General features: G+C 75.5%; 17 protein-coding genes and 2 pseudogenes. 9 read left to right on the top strand and 10 right to left on the bottom strand.

The features are described 5' to 3' along the window. Positions 1-85: 85 nt before the first annotated feature. The 4 genes from GQS52_RS25360 to GQS52_RS25345 form a co-directional block, all read right to left on the bottom strand. Positions 86-1,174, bottom strand: a complete 1,089-nt coding sequence (locus GQS52_RS25360) for a hydrogenase expression protein HypE (protein ID WP_182315852.1) — start codon at positions 1,172-1,174, stop codon at positions 86-88. Between the two features lie 180 nt (positions 1,175-1,354). Further along, complete coding sequence (locus GQS52_RS25355) at positions 1,355-1,846, bottom strand: general stress protein (RefSeq protein ID WP_182315850.1); 492 nt, start codon at positions 1,844-1,846, stop codon at positions 1,355-1,357. 141 nt (positions 1,847-1,987) lie between these two features. Next, positions 1,988-2,521: a flavodoxin domain-containing protein gene (locus GQS52_RS25350; protein WP_182315848.1), complete on the bottom strand. Its 534-nt coding sequence runs from the start codon at positions 2,519-2,521 to the stop codon at positions 1,988-1,990. A 16-nt stretch (positions 2,522-2,537) separates the two neighbouring features. Beyond that, a complete protein-coding gene (locus tag GQS52_RS25345; protein ID WP_182316726.1) occupies positions 2,538-4,361 on the bottom strand; it encodes a thiamine pyrophosphate-requiring protein in 1,824 nt (607 codons plus the stop codon). A 288-nt stretch (positions 4,362-4,649) separates the two neighbouring features. Between GQS52_RS25345 and GQS52_RS25340 the strand changes: the two genes are divergently transcribed. Further along, complete coding sequence (locus tag GQS52_RS25340) at positions 4,650-5,036, top strand: hypothetical protein (RefSeq protein WP_182315846.1); 387 nt, start codon at positions 4,650-4,652, stop codon at positions 5,034-5,036. 91 nt (positions 5,037-5,127) lie between these two features. Further along, the gene (locus GQS52_RS25335) at positions 5,128-5,661 is read left to right on the top strand and encodes a GNAT family N-acetyltransferase (RefSeq protein WP_182315845.1); all 534 of its coding nucleotides are present in this window, start codon (positions 5,128-5,130) and stop codon (positions 5,659-5,661) included. Positions 5,662-5,834: 173 nt separating this feature from the next. On the opposite strand, the pseudogene GQS52_RS25330 reads toward GQS52_RS25335, so the two are convergent. The 3 genes and pseudogenes from GQS52_RS25330 to GQS52_RS25320 all read right to left on the bottom strand — a co-directional run. Then, positions 5,835-6,587, bottom strand: a pseudogene (locus tag GQS52_RS25330) (Cof-type HAD-IIB family hydrolase); the annotation flags it as partial. Positions 6,588-6,788: 201 nt separating this feature from the next. Beyond that, positions 6,789-7,634: a hypothetical protein gene (locus GQS52_RS25325; protein WP_182315843.1), complete on the bottom strand. Its 846-nt coding sequence runs from the start codon at positions 7,632-7,634 to the stop codon at positions 6,789-6,791. Between the two features lie 63 nt (positions 7,635-7,697). Next, positions 7,698-8,702, bottom strand: a complete 1,005-nt coding sequence (locus GQS52_RS25320; RefSeq protein ID WP_182315841.1) for a nitroreductase family protein — start codon at positions 8,700-8,702, stop codon at positions 7,698-7,700. Positions 8,703-9,005: 303 nt separating this feature from the next. Here GQS52_RS25320 and GQS52_RS25315 point away from each other — a divergent pair, with 303 nt between their 5' ends. From GQS52_RS25315 to GQS52_RS25305, 3 genes are all read left to right on the top strand, one after another. Further along, positions 9,006-9,884 carry a universal stress protein gene (locus tag GQS52_RS25315; protein WP_182315839.1) on the top strand — a complete coding sequence of 293 codons (879 nt, stop codon included), beginning with the start codon at positions 9,006-9,008 and terminating at the stop codon, positions 9,882-9,884. Positions 9,885-10,016: 132 nt separating this feature from the next. Then, complete coding sequence (locus tag GQS52_RS25310) at positions 10,017-10,898, top strand: universal stress protein (RefSeq protein ID WP_182315837.1); 882 nt, start codon at positions 10,017-10,019, stop codon at positions 10,896-10,898. 41 nt (positions 10,899-10,939) lie between these two features. After that, the gene (locus GQS52_RS25305; RefSeq protein ID WP_182315835.1) at positions 10,940-11,230 is read left to right on the top strand and encodes a dsRBD fold-containing protein; all 291 of its coding nucleotides are present in this window, start codon (positions 10,940-10,942) and stop codon (positions 11,228-11,230) included. 92 nt (positions 11,231-11,322) lie between these two features. Here the strand turns inward: GQS52_RS25305 and ppsA are convergent, their stop codons facing one another. Together ppsA and GQS52_RS25295 are read right to left on the bottom strand one after the other, a co-directional pair. After that, positions 11,323-13,698: a phosphoenolpyruvate synthase gene (gene ppsA, locus GQS52_RS25300; RefSeq protein WP_182315833.1), complete on the bottom strand. Its 2,376-nt coding sequence runs from the start codon at positions 13,696-13,698 to the stop codon at positions 11,323-11,325. A 97-nt stretch (positions 13,699-13,795) separates the two neighbouring features. Next, positions 13,796-13,975: pseudogene (locus GQS52_RS25295) on the bottom strand (DUF1918 domain-containing protein); the annotation flags it as partial. A gap of 237 nt (positions 13,976-14,212) precedes the next feature. On the opposite strand from GQS52_RS25295, the gene GQS52_RS25290 reads away from it, so the two are divergent. Together GQS52_RS25290 and GQS52_RS25285 are read left to right on the top strand one after the other, a co-directional pair. After that, the gene (locus GQS52_RS25290) at positions 14,213-14,617 is read left to right on the top strand and encodes a flavodoxin domain-containing protein (RefSeq protein ID WP_182315831.1); all 405 of its coding nucleotides are present in this window, start codon (positions 14,213-14,215) and stop codon (positions 14,615-14,617) included. After that, the gene (locus GQS52_RS25285; RefSeq protein ID WP_182315830.1) at positions 14,584-14,775 is read left to right on the top strand and encodes a hypothetical protein; all 192 of its coding nucleotides are present in this window, start codon (positions 14,584-14,586) and stop codon (positions 14,773-14,775) included. Before GQS52_RS25290 ends, GQS52_RS25285 begins: the two co-directional genes overlap by 34 nt. A gap of 86 nt (positions 14,776-14,861) precedes the next feature. Here GQS52_RS25285 and GQS52_RS25280 read toward each other — a convergent pair whose 3' ends face one another. Further along, positions 14,862-15,590: a CBS domain-containing protein gene (locus tag GQS52_RS25280; RefSeq protein WP_182316725.1), complete on the bottom strand. Its 729-nt coding sequence runs from the start codon at positions 15,588-15,590 to the stop codon at positions 14,862-14,864. 345 nt (positions 15,591-15,935) lie between these two features. Between GQS52_RS25280 and GQS52_RS25275 the strand changes: the two genes are divergently transcribed. Then, a complete protein-coding gene (locus GQS52_RS25275; RefSeq protein WP_182315828.1) occupies positions 15,936-17,366 on the top strand; it encodes an amino acid permease in 1,431 nt (476 codons plus the stop codon). An 88-nt stretch (positions 17,367-17,454) separates the two neighbouring features. After that, positions 17,455-17,712, top strand: coding sequence for a DUF5133 domain-containing protein (locus GQS52_RS25270; RefSeq protein ID WP_182315826.1), 258 nt, complete (start codon positions 17,455-17,457; stop codon positions 17,710-17,712). Positions 17,713-17,729 lie beyond the last annotated feature (17 nt).

Below are 17,729 nucleotides of genomic sequence, written 5' to 3'. Positions count from 1 at the left end.
CGTGTGTGCCGTGCCCTTCTTCAGACCGTGGGTCGGGGTGTCGAGCAAAGAGGTGCGGACCGCGGCGGGGGCGCGGCGGGGGCGTTCACCACGGCGGCCGGTAACCGGTGGTCAGTTCGTCGCCCCTGCGGCGCCACTTGGGCTCCTTGTCCACGGTCTCGGCGGTGATCGAGCGCAGTTTGCGCATGACCCCCCCGTAGGCGGAGCTGACGGCGCTGGAGAGCTTGCCGCCGGGGGGCTCGTCCATGAACGGCATGAACTTGTCGGGGAAGCCGGGCATGGTGCAGGCGATGCAGATGCCGCCGACGTTGGGGCAGCCGCCGATGCCGTTCATCCAGCCCCGCTTGGGGACGTTGCACCGGACGACGGGCCCCCAGCAGCCGAGCCTGACCAGGCACTTGGGCGAGTCGTAGACGGTCGCGAACTGGCCCTGCTCGTAGTAGCCGGCGCGGTCGCAGCCCTCGTGGACGGTGGCGCCGAACAGCCAGGTGGGTCGCAGCTTGTCGTCCAGCGGGATCATCGGGGCGGACCCGGCGGCCTGGTGGAGCAGGTAGGTCAGGGTCTCGGCGAAGTTGTCGGGCTGGATGGGGCAGCCGGGCACGCACACGATGGGGATGCCGGCCTTGGACTTCCAGTCCCACCCGAGGTAGTCGGGCACGCCCATGGCGCCGGTGGGGTTGCCGGCCATCGCGTGGATGCCGCCGTAGGTGGCGCAGGTGCCGATGGCGACGACGGCCAGGGCCTTGGGGGCGAGCCGGTCGATCCACTCGCTGGTGGTGATCGGCTGGCCCGTCTCCGGGTCGTCCCCGAAGCCGCACCAGTAGCCCTCGGGCTTGATCGCCTCGTTGGGGATCGAGCCCTCGACGACCAGGACGAAGGGGTCGATCTCGCCGCGCTCCCCCTTGAAGAACCATTCGATGAAGGTGTCCGCGCCCTGCACGGGGCCGCACTCGAAGTCGATCAGCGGCCAGTGCACGGCGATCCGGGGCAGGCCGGGCAGGGCTCCGAGCGCGATCTGCTCGATGCTCGGCTGCATCGCGGCCGTCAGCGACACCGAGTCGCCGTCGCAGCTCAGCCCCGCGTTGATCCAGAGGATGTGGATCACGGGCTCCTCGCCGTCCGCCGGGGCGGGGGCGTCCGCGGTGCCTGCCGCGGTCGACGGTGCTGCTTCCATGGGGGTACCTCCTCGGGAGGTGTGCGGTGAGGACCCGTGGGACGGCCCTCACTGCCCTTGGTAGCAGTCCTGCGGTCCCGGTGCGGTGTCATGTGCGGCCGATACGGTGACGTGCGCGCGCCCCGCGCGGACGGGGGGCCGCCGTGCGGGGCGCGTGGGGAGGACGGCTGCCGGGAGGCTTCAGTCCTCCCGCCAGGCGAGCTTGATCAGCAGGTTCTTGGCCTCGTCGGCGACCTCCTCGTCGGCGACGACGTCGTAGCGGGCGGCCACGATCTGGCTGCGCGAGGCGAAGTCGCGCTGCCCCCCGCTCATCGCGTGGCCGGCGAAGCCGAACACCGCGCCGAAGACCGCACCGTAGGCGAGCCCGCTGAGCACCAGCAGCAGCACGTTGACCCCGCCCGCGGCGAACACCGCCAGCAGCAGGGCCACCAGCAGCCCGAACCAGGCTCCGGCCCCGGCGCCGGCGAGCGCGGCCCGGCCCCGGGTGAGCCGGCCGAGCACGGTCTCGACCATGCGCAGGTCCGAGCCGATGATCGCGGTGCGTTCCACCGGGAACTTGCTGTCGGACAGGAAGTCGACGGCCCGCTGGGCGCCGGGGTACGTCGGGTACGAGCCGACGACCGGGCGGGCGAGCGCCGACGGGGACGGGTACTGGGACGGGTACTGGGCCATGGAACGGCTCCCTTCGTCGTGGGGCGGGCTGCGCGGTGGGGCGGCTGCGTCGAGGCGGGGCTGCGTCGGGGCGGGGCTGCGTGGTGGGGTCCGGGACCCTGCGTCCGGAGCCCCGCGTCCGGAGCCCTGCGTCCGGGCCGGTCAGGGCCGGGCCGCCCCGGCCGCCAGTTCCCGGGCGACGGAGTCGGCCCAGGCGTCGATCTCCGGCCAGTTGCGGTGGTCGCCGTAGCGGCCCCCCGTCGCCCTGAGGAACAGGCGCCCGGCGGGCGGGAGGTGCTCCCGTGCGACGGCGCCGGAGAACAACCGGACGCTGCGGGGGTGCAGGCCAGGCCGCAGCCCGGTCAGGTACGCGAAGAGGCGCCCCTCCTCCTTGCGTGCCGCGTACGACCGCAGCGGAAGGCCCAGGGCGTCCGCCGCGCCGACGCTGAACAGCCACACCGGGGGCGTCCGCCCCGCCCCGAAGCCGCGGCGCACGAAGTCGGCGGCCTCCGGCAGCCAGGCCATGTCGTACACCGCGCTGCCGAGGACGAACGCCTCGTAGCCTCCGGGGTCCACGGCCCCGTCCAGCGGGCGGACCTCGACCCGTTCGCCGTGCCCGGCGAGCCGCTCCCCGATCCGTTCGGCGATGCCGCGGGTGGAACCGTGCCGGCCCGCGTGTCCCACCAGTACGGTCATGGCGTGCCTCCGTCCTTCACCGGCCCTCGTCGCCGGGGCCGTCCGGGCCGTTCCGCCGCCCGCCGCCCCCGGGGAGGAACTCCTGGACCTTGGCCATGACCCCCTGGCGGAGCATGCCCGCGCGGTCGCTGTCGCCCCGCAGCACCGCGGAGGCGGCGGCCTGGATCTGGTCCCAGTCCGCGTGCGGGGGGATCGGCGGCACGGCGGGGTCGGTGCGGAAGTCGACGACGAAGGGCCGGTCGGCCGACAGCGCCTGCCGCCAGGCCGACTCGACCCCCTGCGGGCCCTCCACCCGGATGCCGCCCAGGCCGAAGGCGGCCGCGACGTCGGCGTAGGGGAAGTCGGGAATGTGCTGGGACTCCTCGAACCGAGGGGCCCCCTCCATGGCGCGCATCTCCCAGGTGACCTGGTTGAGGTCCTGGTTGTTCAGGACCGCCACGACCAGCCGGGGGTCGGCCCACTCGCGGTGGTACTTGGCCGCGGTGATCATCTCGGCCATGCCGTTCATCTGCATGGCGCCGTCGCCGACCAGGGCGATCGCCGGGCGGTCGGGGTGGGCGAACTTCGCCCCGATCGCGTACGGCACGCCCGGGCCCATGGTGGCCAGGGTGCCGGACAGCGAGCCGCGCATGCGGCCGCGCAGCCGCAGGTGGCGGGCGTACCAGTTGGCGGCCGAGCCGGAGTCGGCGGTGACGATCGCGTCGTCGGGCAGCAGCGCGTCCAGGGCGTGGACCACGTGCTCGGGGTTGACCGGGCGCGCCTCCACGGCCGCGCGCCGCTGCATCACCTCCCACCAGCGGGCGGTGCCGGCCTCGATCGTCCTGCGCCAGGAGCGGTCGGTCTTGCGCTGCAGCAGCGGCAGCAGGCGCTCCAGCGTGGCGCGGGCGTCCCCGACGAGGTTTACCTCGAACGGGTAGCGCAGTCCGACCATGAACGGGTCGATGTCGATCTGCACCGCGCGGGCCTGGTCCAGCTCGGGGAGGAACTGCGTGTAGGGGAAGCTGGAGCCGACCACCAGCAGCGTGTCGCAGTCGCGCATCATCTCGTACGAGGGGCGAGTGCCCAGCAGCCCGATCGAGCCGGTGACGAAGGGCAGGTCGTCGGGGAGGACGTCCTTGCCCAGCAGCGCCTTGGCCACTCCGGCGCCCAGCACCTCGGCGGCCAGCTCGACCTCCTCGCGGGCGCCGCGGGCACCCTGGCCGACCAGGACGGCCACCTTCTCCCCGGCGTTGAGCACCTGCGCGGCGCGCTCGAGGTCCCCGTCCGCGGGGACCGGCGCGGCCTGCGCCACCCCCAGGCTGGAGGGCACCATCTTGAAGGCGTGCGTGGGCGGGGACCACTCCAGGTCCTGGACGTCTCCCGGCACGATCACCGCGGTGACCGTGCGGCGGGCGTACGCGGTGCGCACCGCCCGGTCGACGAGGTTGGGCAGCTGCTCGGGCACCGTCGCCATCTCGCAGAAGTCGGCGGCGACGTCCTTGAACAGGCTCAGCAGGTCCACCTCCTGCTGGTAGGAGCCGCCCATCGCGCTGCGGTCGGTCTGCCCGACGATCGCGACCACGGGCACGTGGTCGAGCTTGGCGTCGTACAGGCCGTTGAGCAGGTGGATCGCGCCCGGGCCGGAGGTGGCCGCGCACACCCCCACCCGCCCGGAGAACTTCGCGTAGCCGACGGCCTGGAAGGCCGCCATCTCCTCGTGCCGGGCCTGGACGAACCTCGGCCGGTTCCCCGCCCGCCCCCACGCCGCCAGCAGGCCGTTGATCCCGTCCCCCGGATAGCCGAAGACGTGCTCCACCCCCCACTCGCGCAGCCGCTGCAGGATGTAGTCGGACACCTTCACGGACACGGCCCTCCGATCGCGGTACTGGCCTCCGTACGCGGTCCCGCCTCCGTACGGCCTCCTGACCGGCTTACCGCCGGGGGCGCGGGGAAACCCGGCGAGCGGGTGAAGCGGACGCGGGGAGGCTCCGGCGGATCCCGCGCCGCGCGGGCCCGTCCCGCCGCTCCCCCTCGGGGCCCGGTGCACCCGTCCGGCGGGGTGAGGCCGGCCGGAACCGGGCAGGGGTCGTGGAGGAAGACCGTCCGCTCCGTGGCGCCGGCCCGGTGCCGCCCGACCCGGAGACCTCCGATGCCGGTACCCGACCACCACCACAGCCGCCCGCACCCGCCGACCGCGCTGGACCCCGTCATCGGCCCCCGGGAGGCCGGGGAGTTCCTGGAGTACCGCGCGGTCGAGATGGCCGCCCTGGACTGCCTCGACCCCGACCACGCGCACGAGATCGTGTGCGAGCGGGCCGCCGAGGGCGACCCGGTCGTCCTCGCCGCCAGCCGGCAGACCTGGACCCTGCGCGAGGGCGCCGATCCCGAGAGGGCGCCCGGCGAGACCCTCGACATCCGGGACCGCCTGACCGACCCACCGCGGGTCCGCGTCCGCGCGGACGGCTCGCCCGCGACCGCGGAACTGCCCATCGCGGTGCTGCAGATGTACCGGCTCGCCTCCTGGGACCGCGGCTGACCCCGCCGCCGGGGAGCCGGGTCCGCGGCCGCGCCCCCGGGATCCGCCCTCCGGGGGACGCACGCGCCCGCCGGGTGCCAGGATGGCCCGCATGGCCGAGCTACGCACCGCGCACACCGCCGACCTGGACGCCGCCGTCCTCGACGAGGCACGGGTCCTGCTCCACGACGTCTTCGAGGGGGACCTGGACGACCACGACTGGGAGCACGCCCTGGGCGGGGTGCACGCCCTGGTGTGGGAGGGCACCGAGCTGGTCGGGCACGCCTCGCTGGTCCAGCGGCGGCTGCTGCACGGCGGGCGGGCGCTGCGGACGGGCTACGTCGAGGCCGTCGGCGTGCGCGCGGACCGGCGCGGCCGGGGCCACGGCGCGGCCGTGATGGAGGCGCTGGAGCGGGTGGTGCGCGGCGCGTACGACCTGGGCGCGCTGGCCGCCGCCGACGGGGCCGCGGAGTTCTACGCGTCCCGCGGCTGGCAGCGGTGGCGGGGGCCGACATCCGCCCTCACCCCGGACGGGGTGGTGCGCACCGCGGACGAGGACGGCTGTGTCCACGTCTTCGCGCCGGCGGTCCCGCTGGACCTGTCGGGCGGGCTGGTCTGCGACTGGCGCGACGGCGACGTCTGGTAGAGCGGCTCCCCCGCCCCGCCGTGCACGGCGTCGGCCCGCCGGGGGCCGGGCAGCCCGGCGCCGGGCGCGACGGCGGCCGGCTCACCGGGGTCGGGGTCCTCGGGACCGGGGTCTCCGGGGTCGGCGTCCTCGGCGGGCAGAGGGATGCCGAGCAGCCGTGCGAGGACCACGGCCACGCCGTCCTCGTCGTTGGACCGTGCGACCTCGTCCGCCACCTCCTTCAGCCCGGGGTGGCAGTTGCCCATGGCGACCGCGTGCCCGGCCCAGTCGAGCATGGGGATGTCGTTGGGCATGTCTCCGAAGGCGACGACGTCAAAGCTGCGAAGCCCCAGGCCGTGCACCACGCGGGCCAGGCCGACCGCCTTGTCGACACCCGCCGGCAGCACCTCCACCATCCGCGGGCCGGAGTGCGTGACGGTGACGGTGGTGTCGCACAGCCGGGAGGCCACGGCCACGAGTTCCTCGTCGGGGAGCGTGGCGTGGCGCAGGAAGACCTTGTCGACGGGGCGCTCCCACAGCCGGTGCCCCGGCACCGTCCGGAAGGGCGTCAGGGCGGCCTCGTCGCCCCTGGGGAACCCCTCGGTCACGACGAACTCGCCGTCGAGGCCCGAGGTGGCGACGGCCAGGTCGAGCGGCCCGGTCAGCGCGGCGACGCGCTCCACCAGCGTGCGCGCGGGGACCGGGTCCAGCGTCGCGGAGGACAGCAGGCGGTGCGCACCCGAGTCGTAGACCTGCGCGCCCTGCCCGCACACGGCGAGCCCCCGGTAGCCGAGGGCGTCCAGGATCGGCCGGCACCCGGAGGCGGAGCGGCCGGTGACGACGACGTGGTGCACGCCCAGGTCCGCCGCCCGGCGCAGCACGTGCCGGGTGCGGGGGGAGACCGTGGTGTCGCTGCGCAGCAGCGTTCCGTCCAGGTCGGTGGCCACGACGCGGAACCCGCCCGCGCCGTGCCGCAGCGCACCGTGCTGTCCCGCGTCCACGCCGACCCGCTCCCCCGTGTGCCCGGTCCGTCCCGGAGCGGTCCCGTGCGACCGGCGCGCCGCGACCGCGGACGGCGCGCGGTCCGGATCATAGGCAACCTCCGCGGCCGGTGTCACACCGGTCCGCGGGCCGGACGGGACGGGCCGTCAGGCCGGGCCGCCGTGGCCGCCGGATCGGGCAGGGCCGGGTCCGGGACCGGGGTCGGCAGAACCGGAACCGGGACCGCCCGGTCCGGGGTCGCCGGGGCCGGCGCGGGAGGAGCGGGAGGCGCGCCGGACCGGTACGGCGATCGTCCCGGCGCCGACGGCCAGCAGGACCGTGCCGCCGGCCAGCAGGCCCGCGGCGATCCACGGCAGGGCCGGCACGGTGGCGCCCACGTCCGCCTCGACCCCGACCCCGGGGGAGCCGTCCGCGTTCATCGCCACGATCCACCAGTGGCCGTCACGGGCCGGCCACACCAGCGTCCGGGTCCCCCGCCCCCGGGACTGCTCGGTCCACACGCCGGCGTCGGCCGGCCGCACGGTCGGGGCGCCCCCGGGCCGCGGGGACGCGTAGGGGGAGTTCTCGGGGTCCTGCCCCAGGATGCTGCGCCGCACCCCGGCCAGGTACCCGTGCACCTGCTCGTCCCTGCCGATGCCCACGAAGACCGCTTCCTGCGGGTCGATCCCTGTGGCGCGGACCCGGACGTCGCCGAGCATCCGGGCGCCGAGGGCGCCGGGGCCGGAGTCCAGCCGCACCGCGTCGGCGACCAGCGCGTACCCGCCGGTCTCGTAGTACCGGGGCTCCGTGGTCAGGTAGCCGTCCTCCCGCTGGGTGCGGTCGGCCCACAGCAGCACGCCGCCGCCGGCCAGGAAGCCGACGGCGGCCACGGCCAGCAGCGCCCCCACGACCGCCGCGGACACCCTGCCCCCGGTCCACGCAGGCCGCGCGGCCCCCTGTCCCCCCGCCGCCGTCGGCCCGGCGTCCGGGGGCCTCTCGCCGGAATCTGCCATGACAGGGTCCTCGTGCTTCGCCCGTGCCGGTCGCCGACGGGCCGGCGGACCGCGGATCGGGTGTCAGGGGGAGCGTTCCTGGAGGGCCCCGGTCTCCAGGACCTCCCGCAGCGGCCTGCGGGGGGTGCCCGGGTGGGTGTCCGCGCGGCCCATCCGGATCAGCATGTGCGCGTTCAGGATTCCGCGCTCGGGGTCCCGCAGGGCCCATCGCAGGTCGGGCCACTCCATGGCCTGGTGCATCAGGGAGGCGCGCAGGCCGTGGGCGGTGGCCAGGAGCAGCACGTGCTCCAGGGCCATTCCGGCGCGCAGCCAGTCCTCGGGATGGTCGTTCCTGGTGGCCAGCAGGCCGATGGTGGGGTTCCGCTCGAAGGCGCGGCGGGGAGGGAGGGTGTCGGGGGCGAGGCCGGTGAAGTCCCGCATCGGCAGGTGGGCACCGGTGTCGCGCGCGCCCAGCACCTCCTGCGGCATGCCCGCCCCGCTCCTGTCGGGCGCGTGCACCCAGCGGCGGCTCTCCTCCGTCCGGTCGGGGTCCATGGTGGTGCGCCGGTCCGCCTCCGAGGTGAGGGCCAGCAGGCGCTGCTTCTCCTGCGGCTCGGGGAAGTGGAGGGTCGCGTCCTCCTCCCGCGCGGCCTCCACCAGCTCGGCCAGGACCTCCCCGGGGACCGGCTCGTCGTCGAAGGGGACCCGACTGGTGTGGCGTTCGGGGATGACCGCGTACAGGTCGGGGCCGGCCCGCGCGCCGGCCTCCGGATGGCCGGTCATGTGGACGGAGGCGAGCAGGTGGGGCGAGGCCGGGTCGGGCAGCAGGCGCACGACGGGCTCGTGGCCCAGGTGGCGGGCCGCCACGCAGAGGTTGAACAGGGCCGCGCCGATCGAGAGGTGCAGGGCGTGGCCGAGCGGGTCGAGGTGGGGCAGGACGCGCTCCTCCACCGAGTGCACGGTCAGCGCGCCGGTGTCGGGGTGGTAGCGGAAGCGCCACGGCTGGGAGTTGTGGATCGACGGTGCGGCCTCGGCAGCCAGGACCAGTTTCCGCAGAGCGGCTTCTCCGAGGGGCTGCCAGGTTCGCATGGGGCTCTCCTCCTCGTCCTCGCCGCGGACGCTGTGCCCTGCTCGCCCCGGTGTGGGTCCACGTGGGCCCGAAGGGGTGCCTTCGGGCAGGGGCTCTTGGCCCCTTTCCCTGCCCGTCCCCGAACGGAGTAAACCGGACGGATAGTCGATTTTCAGGTCTATTAGGTGCTTCAGGGGTGAAACCTCGGGTGAAAGGCGGCTCCCCGGGCAGCATCCGGGACGTGCGGGCCCCACCGGGCCCCACCGGCCCCCACCGGTCCGTGCCGGTCCCCGGACTGCCGCCGTCCTCCGAGAGGTGAGCCCATGCCCCGTCCCCTGACCGTCGGTGTCGACGGCTCCCCCGAAAGCCTGGCCGCGGCCCAGTGGGCGGCGGGCGAGGCGGTTCTGCGCGACCTGCCGCTGCGACTGGTCAACGTCTGGCAGTGGCCCCCGCAGATACCGGTGGGCGCGGTCGGCGGGGGCCCCTCGGGGATCTGGGTCCAGGAGACACTGCTCAACACCCGGGCCGACCTGGAGAAGCGCCACCGCGGCCTGCGGGTGACCACCGAGCAGGTCTCCGGCGTCCCCGTGCGGGTGCTCTCCGGGGCGGCCGACGAGTCGGAGGTGATGGTCCTCGGGTCCACGGGGATGGGGGCCGTCTCCGGGTTCCTCCTCGGCTCGGTCAGCGCGGGCGTGCTCGCCCGCGCCCGCCGGCCCGTGGTGCTGGTGCGCGCCACGGCGCGGGCCGCGGAGGAGGACGGCACCCCGGGCGGAGGGGCCCCGGTGGTGGTCGGCCTGGACGTGAGCCACCGCTGCGACCCCCTGATCGGCTTCGCCGTGGACGAGGCGCTGCGGCGCGAGGTGCCGCTGCGCGCCGTGCACGTCTGGCAGCCGCCGCCGATGCTGGCGTACGACCCCGCCACCGTCGACCCGCGGGCCGTGGCGCAGATGGAGGAGAGGGTCCGGGAGGACCTGCACGAGGTGGTGCGGCCGTGGGCCGAGAGGCACCCGGAGCTGCGGCTGGAGGAGAGCGTGGTGCGCGGCGACAGGGCCCGCGGCCTGCTCGGCGCCGCGGCGGACGCCGGACTGGTGGTGGTCGGCCGGCGGATCCACCGGGTGCCCCTGGGCGTGCGGGTCGGCCCGGTCACGCACGCCGTGCTGCACCACTCCGAGTGCCCGGTGGCCGTCGTGGCCCACGACTGACGCCGGGCGCGCCGGCGGCAGGGACCTGCGGCCCGGTCCCCCGGGCCATGAGCCTCTGGCCCTCCGCCGGTCCGCGCGCGACCTTTGCCACGAGGGGCCCGGAACGCGCCGGCGCCCCGGAAGGAGGCCATGATGCCCGAGAACGGAACCGGCAGGCCCGTCGTCGTGGGTGTCACACGTTCCGGGTCCTCCCGGCCCGCCCTGGTGTGGGCCGCGAAGGAGGCCCGGCTGCGGCACCTGCCGCTGGAGATCCTGCACTCCCAGGAGTGGCCCCCGGGAATGCTCCGCCGGGCCGCCTCCGACCGCCCGGCGGAGCTGTGGGCCACCCAGTTCCGGGCGGCCGGGCAGGCCGTGCTCGACGAGGCGCTGCGCGAGGAGTCGGCCCGCGTCCCCGGCCTGCGGGTCAGCACCCGGCTGGCGGAGGGCCGGCCCGCGCAGGTGCTGCGGGAGGCCGCCGACCACGCCTCGATGCTGGTGCTCGGGACGCGGCCGGCCGGGTTCGAGCAACTGCTCTCCCCCGGTGGTGTCGGGCCGGCCCTGGTCGGTCACCTGCCCTGCCCGCTCGCGCTGGTCCGCCACCCCGAAGCGGGGGCGGGGGCGGGGGTGCAGGAGGGCACCGGGCCCGTAGTCGTCGGCATCGACGGCTCGCCCGGCGCCGCACGGGCGGCGCGCTTCGCCTTCGAGGAGGCCGCCCTGCGCGGCACGGACCTGCTGGCCGTCGAAGTGCTGCCGCGGTCCGACACCGCCGTGGAGGGCGTCGTCGAGGAGGGCTCCGCGGAGATCTCCGAGGCCCTGGCCGGGCAGGGCGAGCGCTTCCCGGAGGTCAAGGTCCGGCACGAGGTCCTGAGCGGCCGCCCCGCGATCGTCCTGACGCGGGCGGCGACCGGCGCCCAGTGCCTGGTGGTCGGTTCGCGCGGCCGCGGCGGCTTCCGCGGCATGCTGCTGGGTTCCACCGGCCGCACGCTCGTCCACAGCGCGCGGTGCCCGCTGGTCGTCGTCCCCGCGGGCGAGTAGGGCGGGCGGTTCCGTCACGGCAGGAGGCAGGAGGAGAGACCATGAGTGACGACACCGGCGCCTTCGAGGCGCACGTCAAGGAGTGGACCGTGCGCATCCACCTCTTCGAGGAGGGGTCGCTGACCAGGGCGCGGGCCGTGCTCGACACCGGGGACAACGTGATCGAGGGGCTCGGCGAGGCCCGCCGCAACCCGCACGACCCCTCGGTCCCCGAGATCGGCGACGAGTTCGCGGTGGGCCGGGCGCTGGCCGACCTCGGCCTGCACCTGATCCACAGCGGGAGGGCCGACTCCGCGGCTGTGGAGAGCGTGCGCCGCCGCGACACCGGCTGAGCGGCCCGCTCCCCCGCCGCCCACCGCGCGGGCCGGCCCTCTGCCCGGACGCCGGGTGGAGGGCCGGCCCGCGCGGTGGGCGGCGCGGCTCGTCACCCCTGTTCCCGCTCGGCCGCCGCGACGTTGAGCTTGACGGCGGAGAAGCTGTCCGGGGCCACCGAGACCGAGTCGATGCCCGCCCCCACGAGGAAGCGGGTGAAGGCCGGGTCGTCGCTGGGGCGCTGCCCGCACAGGCCGACGTGGCGGCCGGCCGCGTGGGCCCGTTCGATCAGGCTCTCGATGCTGCGGGTGACCGCCTCGTTCCGCTCGTCGAACAGGTGGGACAGCTCGGCGGAGTCGCGGTCGACCCCCAGGGTGAGCTGGGTGAGGTCGTTGCTGCCGATCGAGAAGCCGTCGAACCGCTCGGCGAACCGCTCGGCGAGGATCACGTTGGCGGGGATCTCGGCCATGACGTACACCTGCAGCCCGGCCTCGCCCCGGCGCAGCCCCTCCTGCGCCATGACGGCCAGCACGCGGTCGGCCTCCTCGGGGGTGCGGCAGAACGGGATCATGACGACCACGTTGTCCAGGCCCAGGTGCTCGCGGACCCGGCGCAGGGCGCGGCACTCCAGGGCGAAGCCGTCGCGGTAGCCCTCGTCGTAGTAGCGGCTCGCGCCGCGCCAGCCGATCATCGGGTTGGCCTCGACGGGTTCGAAGGGCCGGCCGCCCACGAGGCGGGCGTACTCGTTGGTCTTGAAGTCGCTGGTGCGCACGACCACCGGGTCCGGCCAGCGCGACGCGGCGATGCGGGCGATCCCCCGGGCGAGCCGCTCGGTGAAGTACTCCGTGCGGTCGGCGTACCCCTCGGTGAGCGCGTCCACCCGGCGCCGCTCCCCCGCGTCGAGCCGGTCCCGGTGCACCAGCGCCATGGGGTGCACCTTGATGCCGTGGGCGACGACGAACTCCGTGCGCGCCAGGCCCACCCCGTCGGCGGGCAGCCGCCACCAGCGCAGCGCGGCGGACGGCTCGGCGAGGTTGAGCATCACCCGGGTCCGGGTGCGCGGCAGCGCGCCGAGGTCGGTCTCGGTCTCCTCGTAGTCGACCGCCCCGGCGTAGACGTACCCGCGCTCGCCCTCGGCGCAGGAGACGGTCACCGGACTGCCCTGCCGCAGCACGGCGGTGGCGCGTTCGGTGCCGACCAGGGCGGGGACGCCCAGCTCCCGGCTGACGATGGCGGCGTGGGAGGTCCGCCCGCCGTGGTCGGTGACGACGGCCGCGGCCCGCTTCATCACCGGCTCCCAGTCGGGGTCGGTGACGGTGGTGACCAGGACCGCGCCGTCGGGGAAGCGGCCGGCCTCCGCCGGGCTGCGCAGCAGGCACACGTCGCCGCGGGCGACGGCGTCGCCGACGGCCAGTCCGTCGACCAGGCGCTCGCCGCGCCCGGTGAGCCGGTACTGGTGCAGCAGCGGCACGTGCCGCCGGGACTGCACGGTCTCCGGGCGAGCCTGGACGACGAAGATCTCGCCGGTGGTCCCGTCCTTGGCCCACTCGACGTCCACGGCCGTGCCGTAGTGCTTCTCGACTGCGGCGACCCAGCGGCCCAGAAGGAGCAGCTCCTCGTCGCCGAGGACCCGCCGGGTCCGCTCCCACGGGTCCGTGGGGACGACGTCGGTCAGGCCCCCCTCGGCGTAGACCGCCTTGCAGTCCTTGGCGCCGATCCGCACGTGGACGACGGGCACCGCGCCCGGCCGGTCCAGGAGGGGCTTGAAGAGCTGGTACTCGTCGGGGTCGACCCGGCCGCCGACCACGGTCTCGCCCAGCCCCCAGGCGGCGTTGACGACGACCGCGTTCGGGAAGCCGGTCTCGGTGTCGATCGAGAACGCCACCCCGGCGCTCCCCACGTCCGAGCGCACCATGTGCTGCACCCCCACCGACAGCGCCACCTCCAGCTGCCCGAAGCCCAGCCGCCTGCGGTAGTCGATCGCCCGGTCGGTGAACAGCGAGGCGAAGCAGCGGTGGCAGGCGTCCAGGAGCGCCTTCGTGCCGCTGACGTTGAGGAAGGACTCCTGCTGGCCCGCGAAACTGGCCTCGGGCAGGTCCTCGGCGGTGGCGCTGCTGCGCACCGCCACCGCAGGGGCCTCCCGGCCGGTCTCCCGGCCCAGCGCGGCGTAGGCGTCGGCCAGTTCCCGGACCAGCGGGCCGGGCAGGGGGGTTCGCAGGATCTCGGCGCGCACGGCCGCGCCGACCTCGGGCAGGGGCCGGCCGCGGTCCAGGCCCTCCAGGCGGGCGCCGATCCGCCGCCCGAGGCCCTCGCTCCCCAGGAACTCCCGGTAGGCGTCGGCGGTGGTGGCGAACCCCCCGGGCACCCGCACCCCGGCCGGCCGCAGGTGGCGGATCATCTCGCCCAGGGAGGCGTTCTTGCCGCCGACGAGGGCCACGTCGCCGCGGCCGAGGTCGGAGAACCACAGGATTCGACGGGTCTTCAACACGGTGCCTCCCGGACCGGCGGTCACCGGCGGCGCGGCGGCCCGCTCACCGCGGCGGGGCGGGGGGCTGCTCCGGACCGGGATCGCCGTGGTGGGCGAAGTGGTGGATGTGCGCGTCGGGGCCGGGGAAGACCACGGTCACCCTGCCGGTGTCGGACCAGCGCACGTCGTACGGCGGGGTGCCGTCGGGGTGGTGGAGGGCGACGATCTCCCCGTCCCTCCGCGGCTGCCCCGTGGCGGCGCTCTCCACGATCACGCGGTCGCCGACGCTCGCTCTCATCACCGTCTCCTTCCGCCGGGTCCCGGCGGCGGGCGGCCCTCGGGCTGCCACGCGCCCCGCGCACCGGCCGCCTGGGCCGGGCGGCTGCGCGCGGCCCGTCCTCGGCGCCTCTTCCAGGAAACACCCCCGGTCCGCCCCCCGCCACCGCCGGGACGGGCAGGGACGTTCGGCCCCTGTTCCGCGGCCTTCCCCGCCCGGAAGCTGGAAGCGGGCTGCACGGCCGCGGGAGACGACGCGATGTTCGTACTGGTCGGTTACGCGAGCGAGCACGGGGCCACCCGCCAGATCGCGGAGCGGGTGGCGTCCCTCCTGCTCTACGAGGGAGTGCGGGCCGAGGCCCGGCCCATGGCCGAGGTCGGGGACGCGGACCGCTACGACGCCTTCGTGCTGGGCAGCGCGGTCCGCCGCCGGCGCTGGCTGCAGGAGGGCTCGCGGTTCGTGCGGCGCAACCGCGCCGTGCTCGCCGGGCGCCCGGTGTGGCTGTTCAGCGTCGGGACGGCCCGCGTGCGGGGCGGCCGGCTCGACACCCGCGGCGGCGCCCGCGGCGGCACGGGCGGCAAGGCACCGAAGGCACCGGGTGCGCCTCCGGCCCGCGCGGAGGCGTCCCCGTGCGCGACCACCGCTTCTTCCCCGGGGTCGTGATGCCCGGGCAGCTCAGCCCCGCGGGCCGGCTCCTGCGGTGGGCCGGGCACGGCCGCTACGGCGACTTCCGCAACTGGCCGGAGATCGAGGACTGGGCCGCCGGGATCGCCCGGAGCCTGCCCCGGGGCCCCCAACCGCCCGCGGGCCGCCGTCGCTGACGGACCCCCGCGCCCACCGGCACCGGCAGACGCCCGCACCCTCCACCGGTCCCGCAGGGCCCGCCTCCCGGCGGACCCTGCGGGGGTCATCCCGCGCCCGTCCCGGCGCGCCGCCCGGTCCCCGTCCCGGGGCCCGCACCGCCGGAGGGGGCGTGCTCCTCCCCCGTGTCGTCGACCGCCCAGGCCAGGCGGGGCTCGACGTCCACCACGCCGTCCACCCCCTGGCACAGCCGCACCAGGACCGGGACGGTACTCCTGCGGTCGACCGTGCCGCTGAGGACGACCCGGCCCTCGGTGGTCTCCACCCCGACGGCGGACGGCCTCAGGCCCAGCGTCCTGACCAGGACGTCCTCGACGATCTCCTCGGTGATCGCCCGGTCGCGGCGCAGGAAGACCTGCAGCAGGTCGCCGCGGCTGACGATCCCGAGGAGCCGGCCGGTCCCGTCGACGACCGGGAGGCGCTTGATCCGGTGCCTGTTCATCACCCGGGCCGCCTGGACGAGGGTCCAGCCGGGCCGGGCGCACACCGCCGGGCTGCTCATCAGCCCCTCCGCCGTGCCGGCGTCCACCTTCTCCTGCTCGCCGGGCGGCAGGCGCGGTGCGGACAGGCGGCCCAGCGCCCCGGTGCGGCCGGCCTGCTTGCGCAGCAGGTCGGCCTCGGAGACCACGCCCACCGGCCGGCCCTCGCCGTCGACGACCGGGACGGCGGTGATGTCGTACTCGTCCAGCAGCCGGACGATCTCCTTGAAGGTCGTGCCCCGCTGCACGCTCACGGCGGCCGGGGTCATCAGTTCCCCGACCAGGCGGTGCCGCATCATCTCCCGGTCCCCTTCCGGCGCGCGGGCCCGAGGGCCGCCGCACGCCGTGCGGGGCCCGTCGGCGGGTCGTCCCCGCGTCCCACGGTGGGCGGCCGGGACCGGTTCCGCCAGGGCCCCTCGGTGGCCCCGCATGGGCCTTTGGTCCCTTTCGCGAAACTGCGGGGAGCCCCGGGCGCCGACGCCTCCCCGCAGGCCCGTCCCGTCCGGGAAGCGGCGGCCGGGAGGCGTACCGCAGCGCGGTGGACGCGCGCAACGGCCGGGGTGAGACTGAGGAGCGGACGGCGCCGGGCTTTCCGGCCGCACCCGCCGGCCGGCGGGACGGAGCCTGCGGGAGGGCACGCCATGGCAGTGTCGGAAACGGGCCGGGGCGTCCTGCGACGCAAACCGGTCGAACAGATCGAGGAGGGCGGCGAGAGCGAACGGCTCACCCGCTCCCTGGGGCTGTGGCAGCTCACGGCCATCGGCGTGGGCGGCATCATCGGCGCCGGCATCTTCACCCTGGCCGGGGCGGTCGCCAACGGCATCGCCGGACCCGCCGTGCTGCTCTCGTTCCTGATCGCGGGCGTGGCGAGCGCGGCGGCCGCCTTCTCCTACGCGGAGTTCGCGGGCCTGATCCCGAGGGCCGGGTCCGCCTACACCTACGGGTACGTGGTGCTCGGCGAACTGGCGGGCTGGTTCATCGGCTGGGACCTGCTGCTGGAGTACACCGCCATCGTGGCCGTCGTCGCCATCGGCATCTCCGGGTACTTCTCCTTCCTCCTGGGCTCGGTGGGGCTGGACCTGCCGGCGTGGATGCTGGGCGCCCCGGGCAGCGGGCCGGGGCACCGGGTCGACCTGTTCGCCGCGCTGCTGTGCCTGCTGATCGCCTACCTGCTGACCCTGGGCATCAAGAACGCCGCCCGCTTCGAGACCGTCGTGGTCGGCCTGAAGGTCGCGGTGGTGCTCCTGGTGATCGGCGTGGGCGCGTTCCACGTCGACACCGCCAACTACACGCCCTTCTTCCCCTTCGGGGTGGGCGGCGCGCTGACCGGGGCGGCCACGGTCTTCTTCGCGGTCTTCGGCTACGACGCGATGAGCACCGCGGCCGAGGAGTCCAAGGACGCGCAGCGCCACATGCCCAGGGCGATCCTGTACTCGCTGGCCGTCTCCATGCTGCTGTACGTGGTGGCCTGCCTGGTGCTGACCGGCATGCAGAACTACCGGGACATCGACCGGGAGAGCGGCTTCTCCTCCGCGTTCGAGTCCGTGGGGCTGACCGGGCTCGCGGACGTGATCGCGGTCGGCGCGATCATCGGCATCCTCACGGTGATGTTCACCTTCATGCTGGGCGTGACCCGGGTGTGGTTCGCGATGAGCCGGGACGGGCTGCTGCCGAAGTGGTTCGCCAAGACCCACCCGAGGCGCCACGTGCCCACGCGCGTGACCTGGATCGTCGGCTTCTCCTCCGCCGCGATCGCGGGCTTCCTGCCGATCGCCGAGGCCGCGGAGCTGACCAACATCGGCATCCTGCTGGCCTTCGTGGTCGTGTGCACCGCGGTGATCGTGCTGCGGTACAGGCAGCCGGACCTGCCGCGCACCTTCCGCTGCCCCGGGATGCCGGTGGTGCCCGCGCTCGGCGCGCTGTTCTCGCTGTGGCTGATCACGTTCCTGCAGTGGCAGACCTGGGCGCGGTTCGTGGTGTGGTTCGTGATCGGCCTCGTCATCTACTTCACCTACTCCTACCGCAGGTCCGAACTGGCCCGGAGCGGGGGCGGGGACACCCTCCCCCCGTGACGAACGGCACCGTAGGGGCCCGGTGTGACGGGCCGTCGGCGGGGCATGAGGACGATCAGTCCCTGTCGCCGGTCCCTGGAGGCCCCCTGTGCTCACCCCCCACCCCCTCGTCCTGAAGCAGCTGCTGGCCCGCTGGGAAGCCGTCGCGAACGCGACCGCGACCACGCCCCAGGCGCTGCGCGAGCGGGAGGACACCGCCTACACCCTGTGCGTGGCCACCGGCACCCGGGACGTCGAGAGCGCCCTGGCGGCGGCGCGCAAGCACCTGGCCGCCGCGCCCGAGCTCGCCGGCGCCACGGCCGACCGCCCGGGCGCCCCGGCCGTCCGGCGGAGCCCCGCGGCCTGACCGGCACCGGGGGCCGC

The organism is Streptomyces sp. SCUT-3, assembly GCF_014083985.1.
Taxonomy (GTDB): Bacteria; Actinomycetota; Actinomycetes; order Streptomycetales; family Streptomycetaceae; genus Streptomyces_H; species Streptomyces_H thermolineatus.
This window is presented reverse-complemented; position numbering and strand designations above follow the sequence as displayed.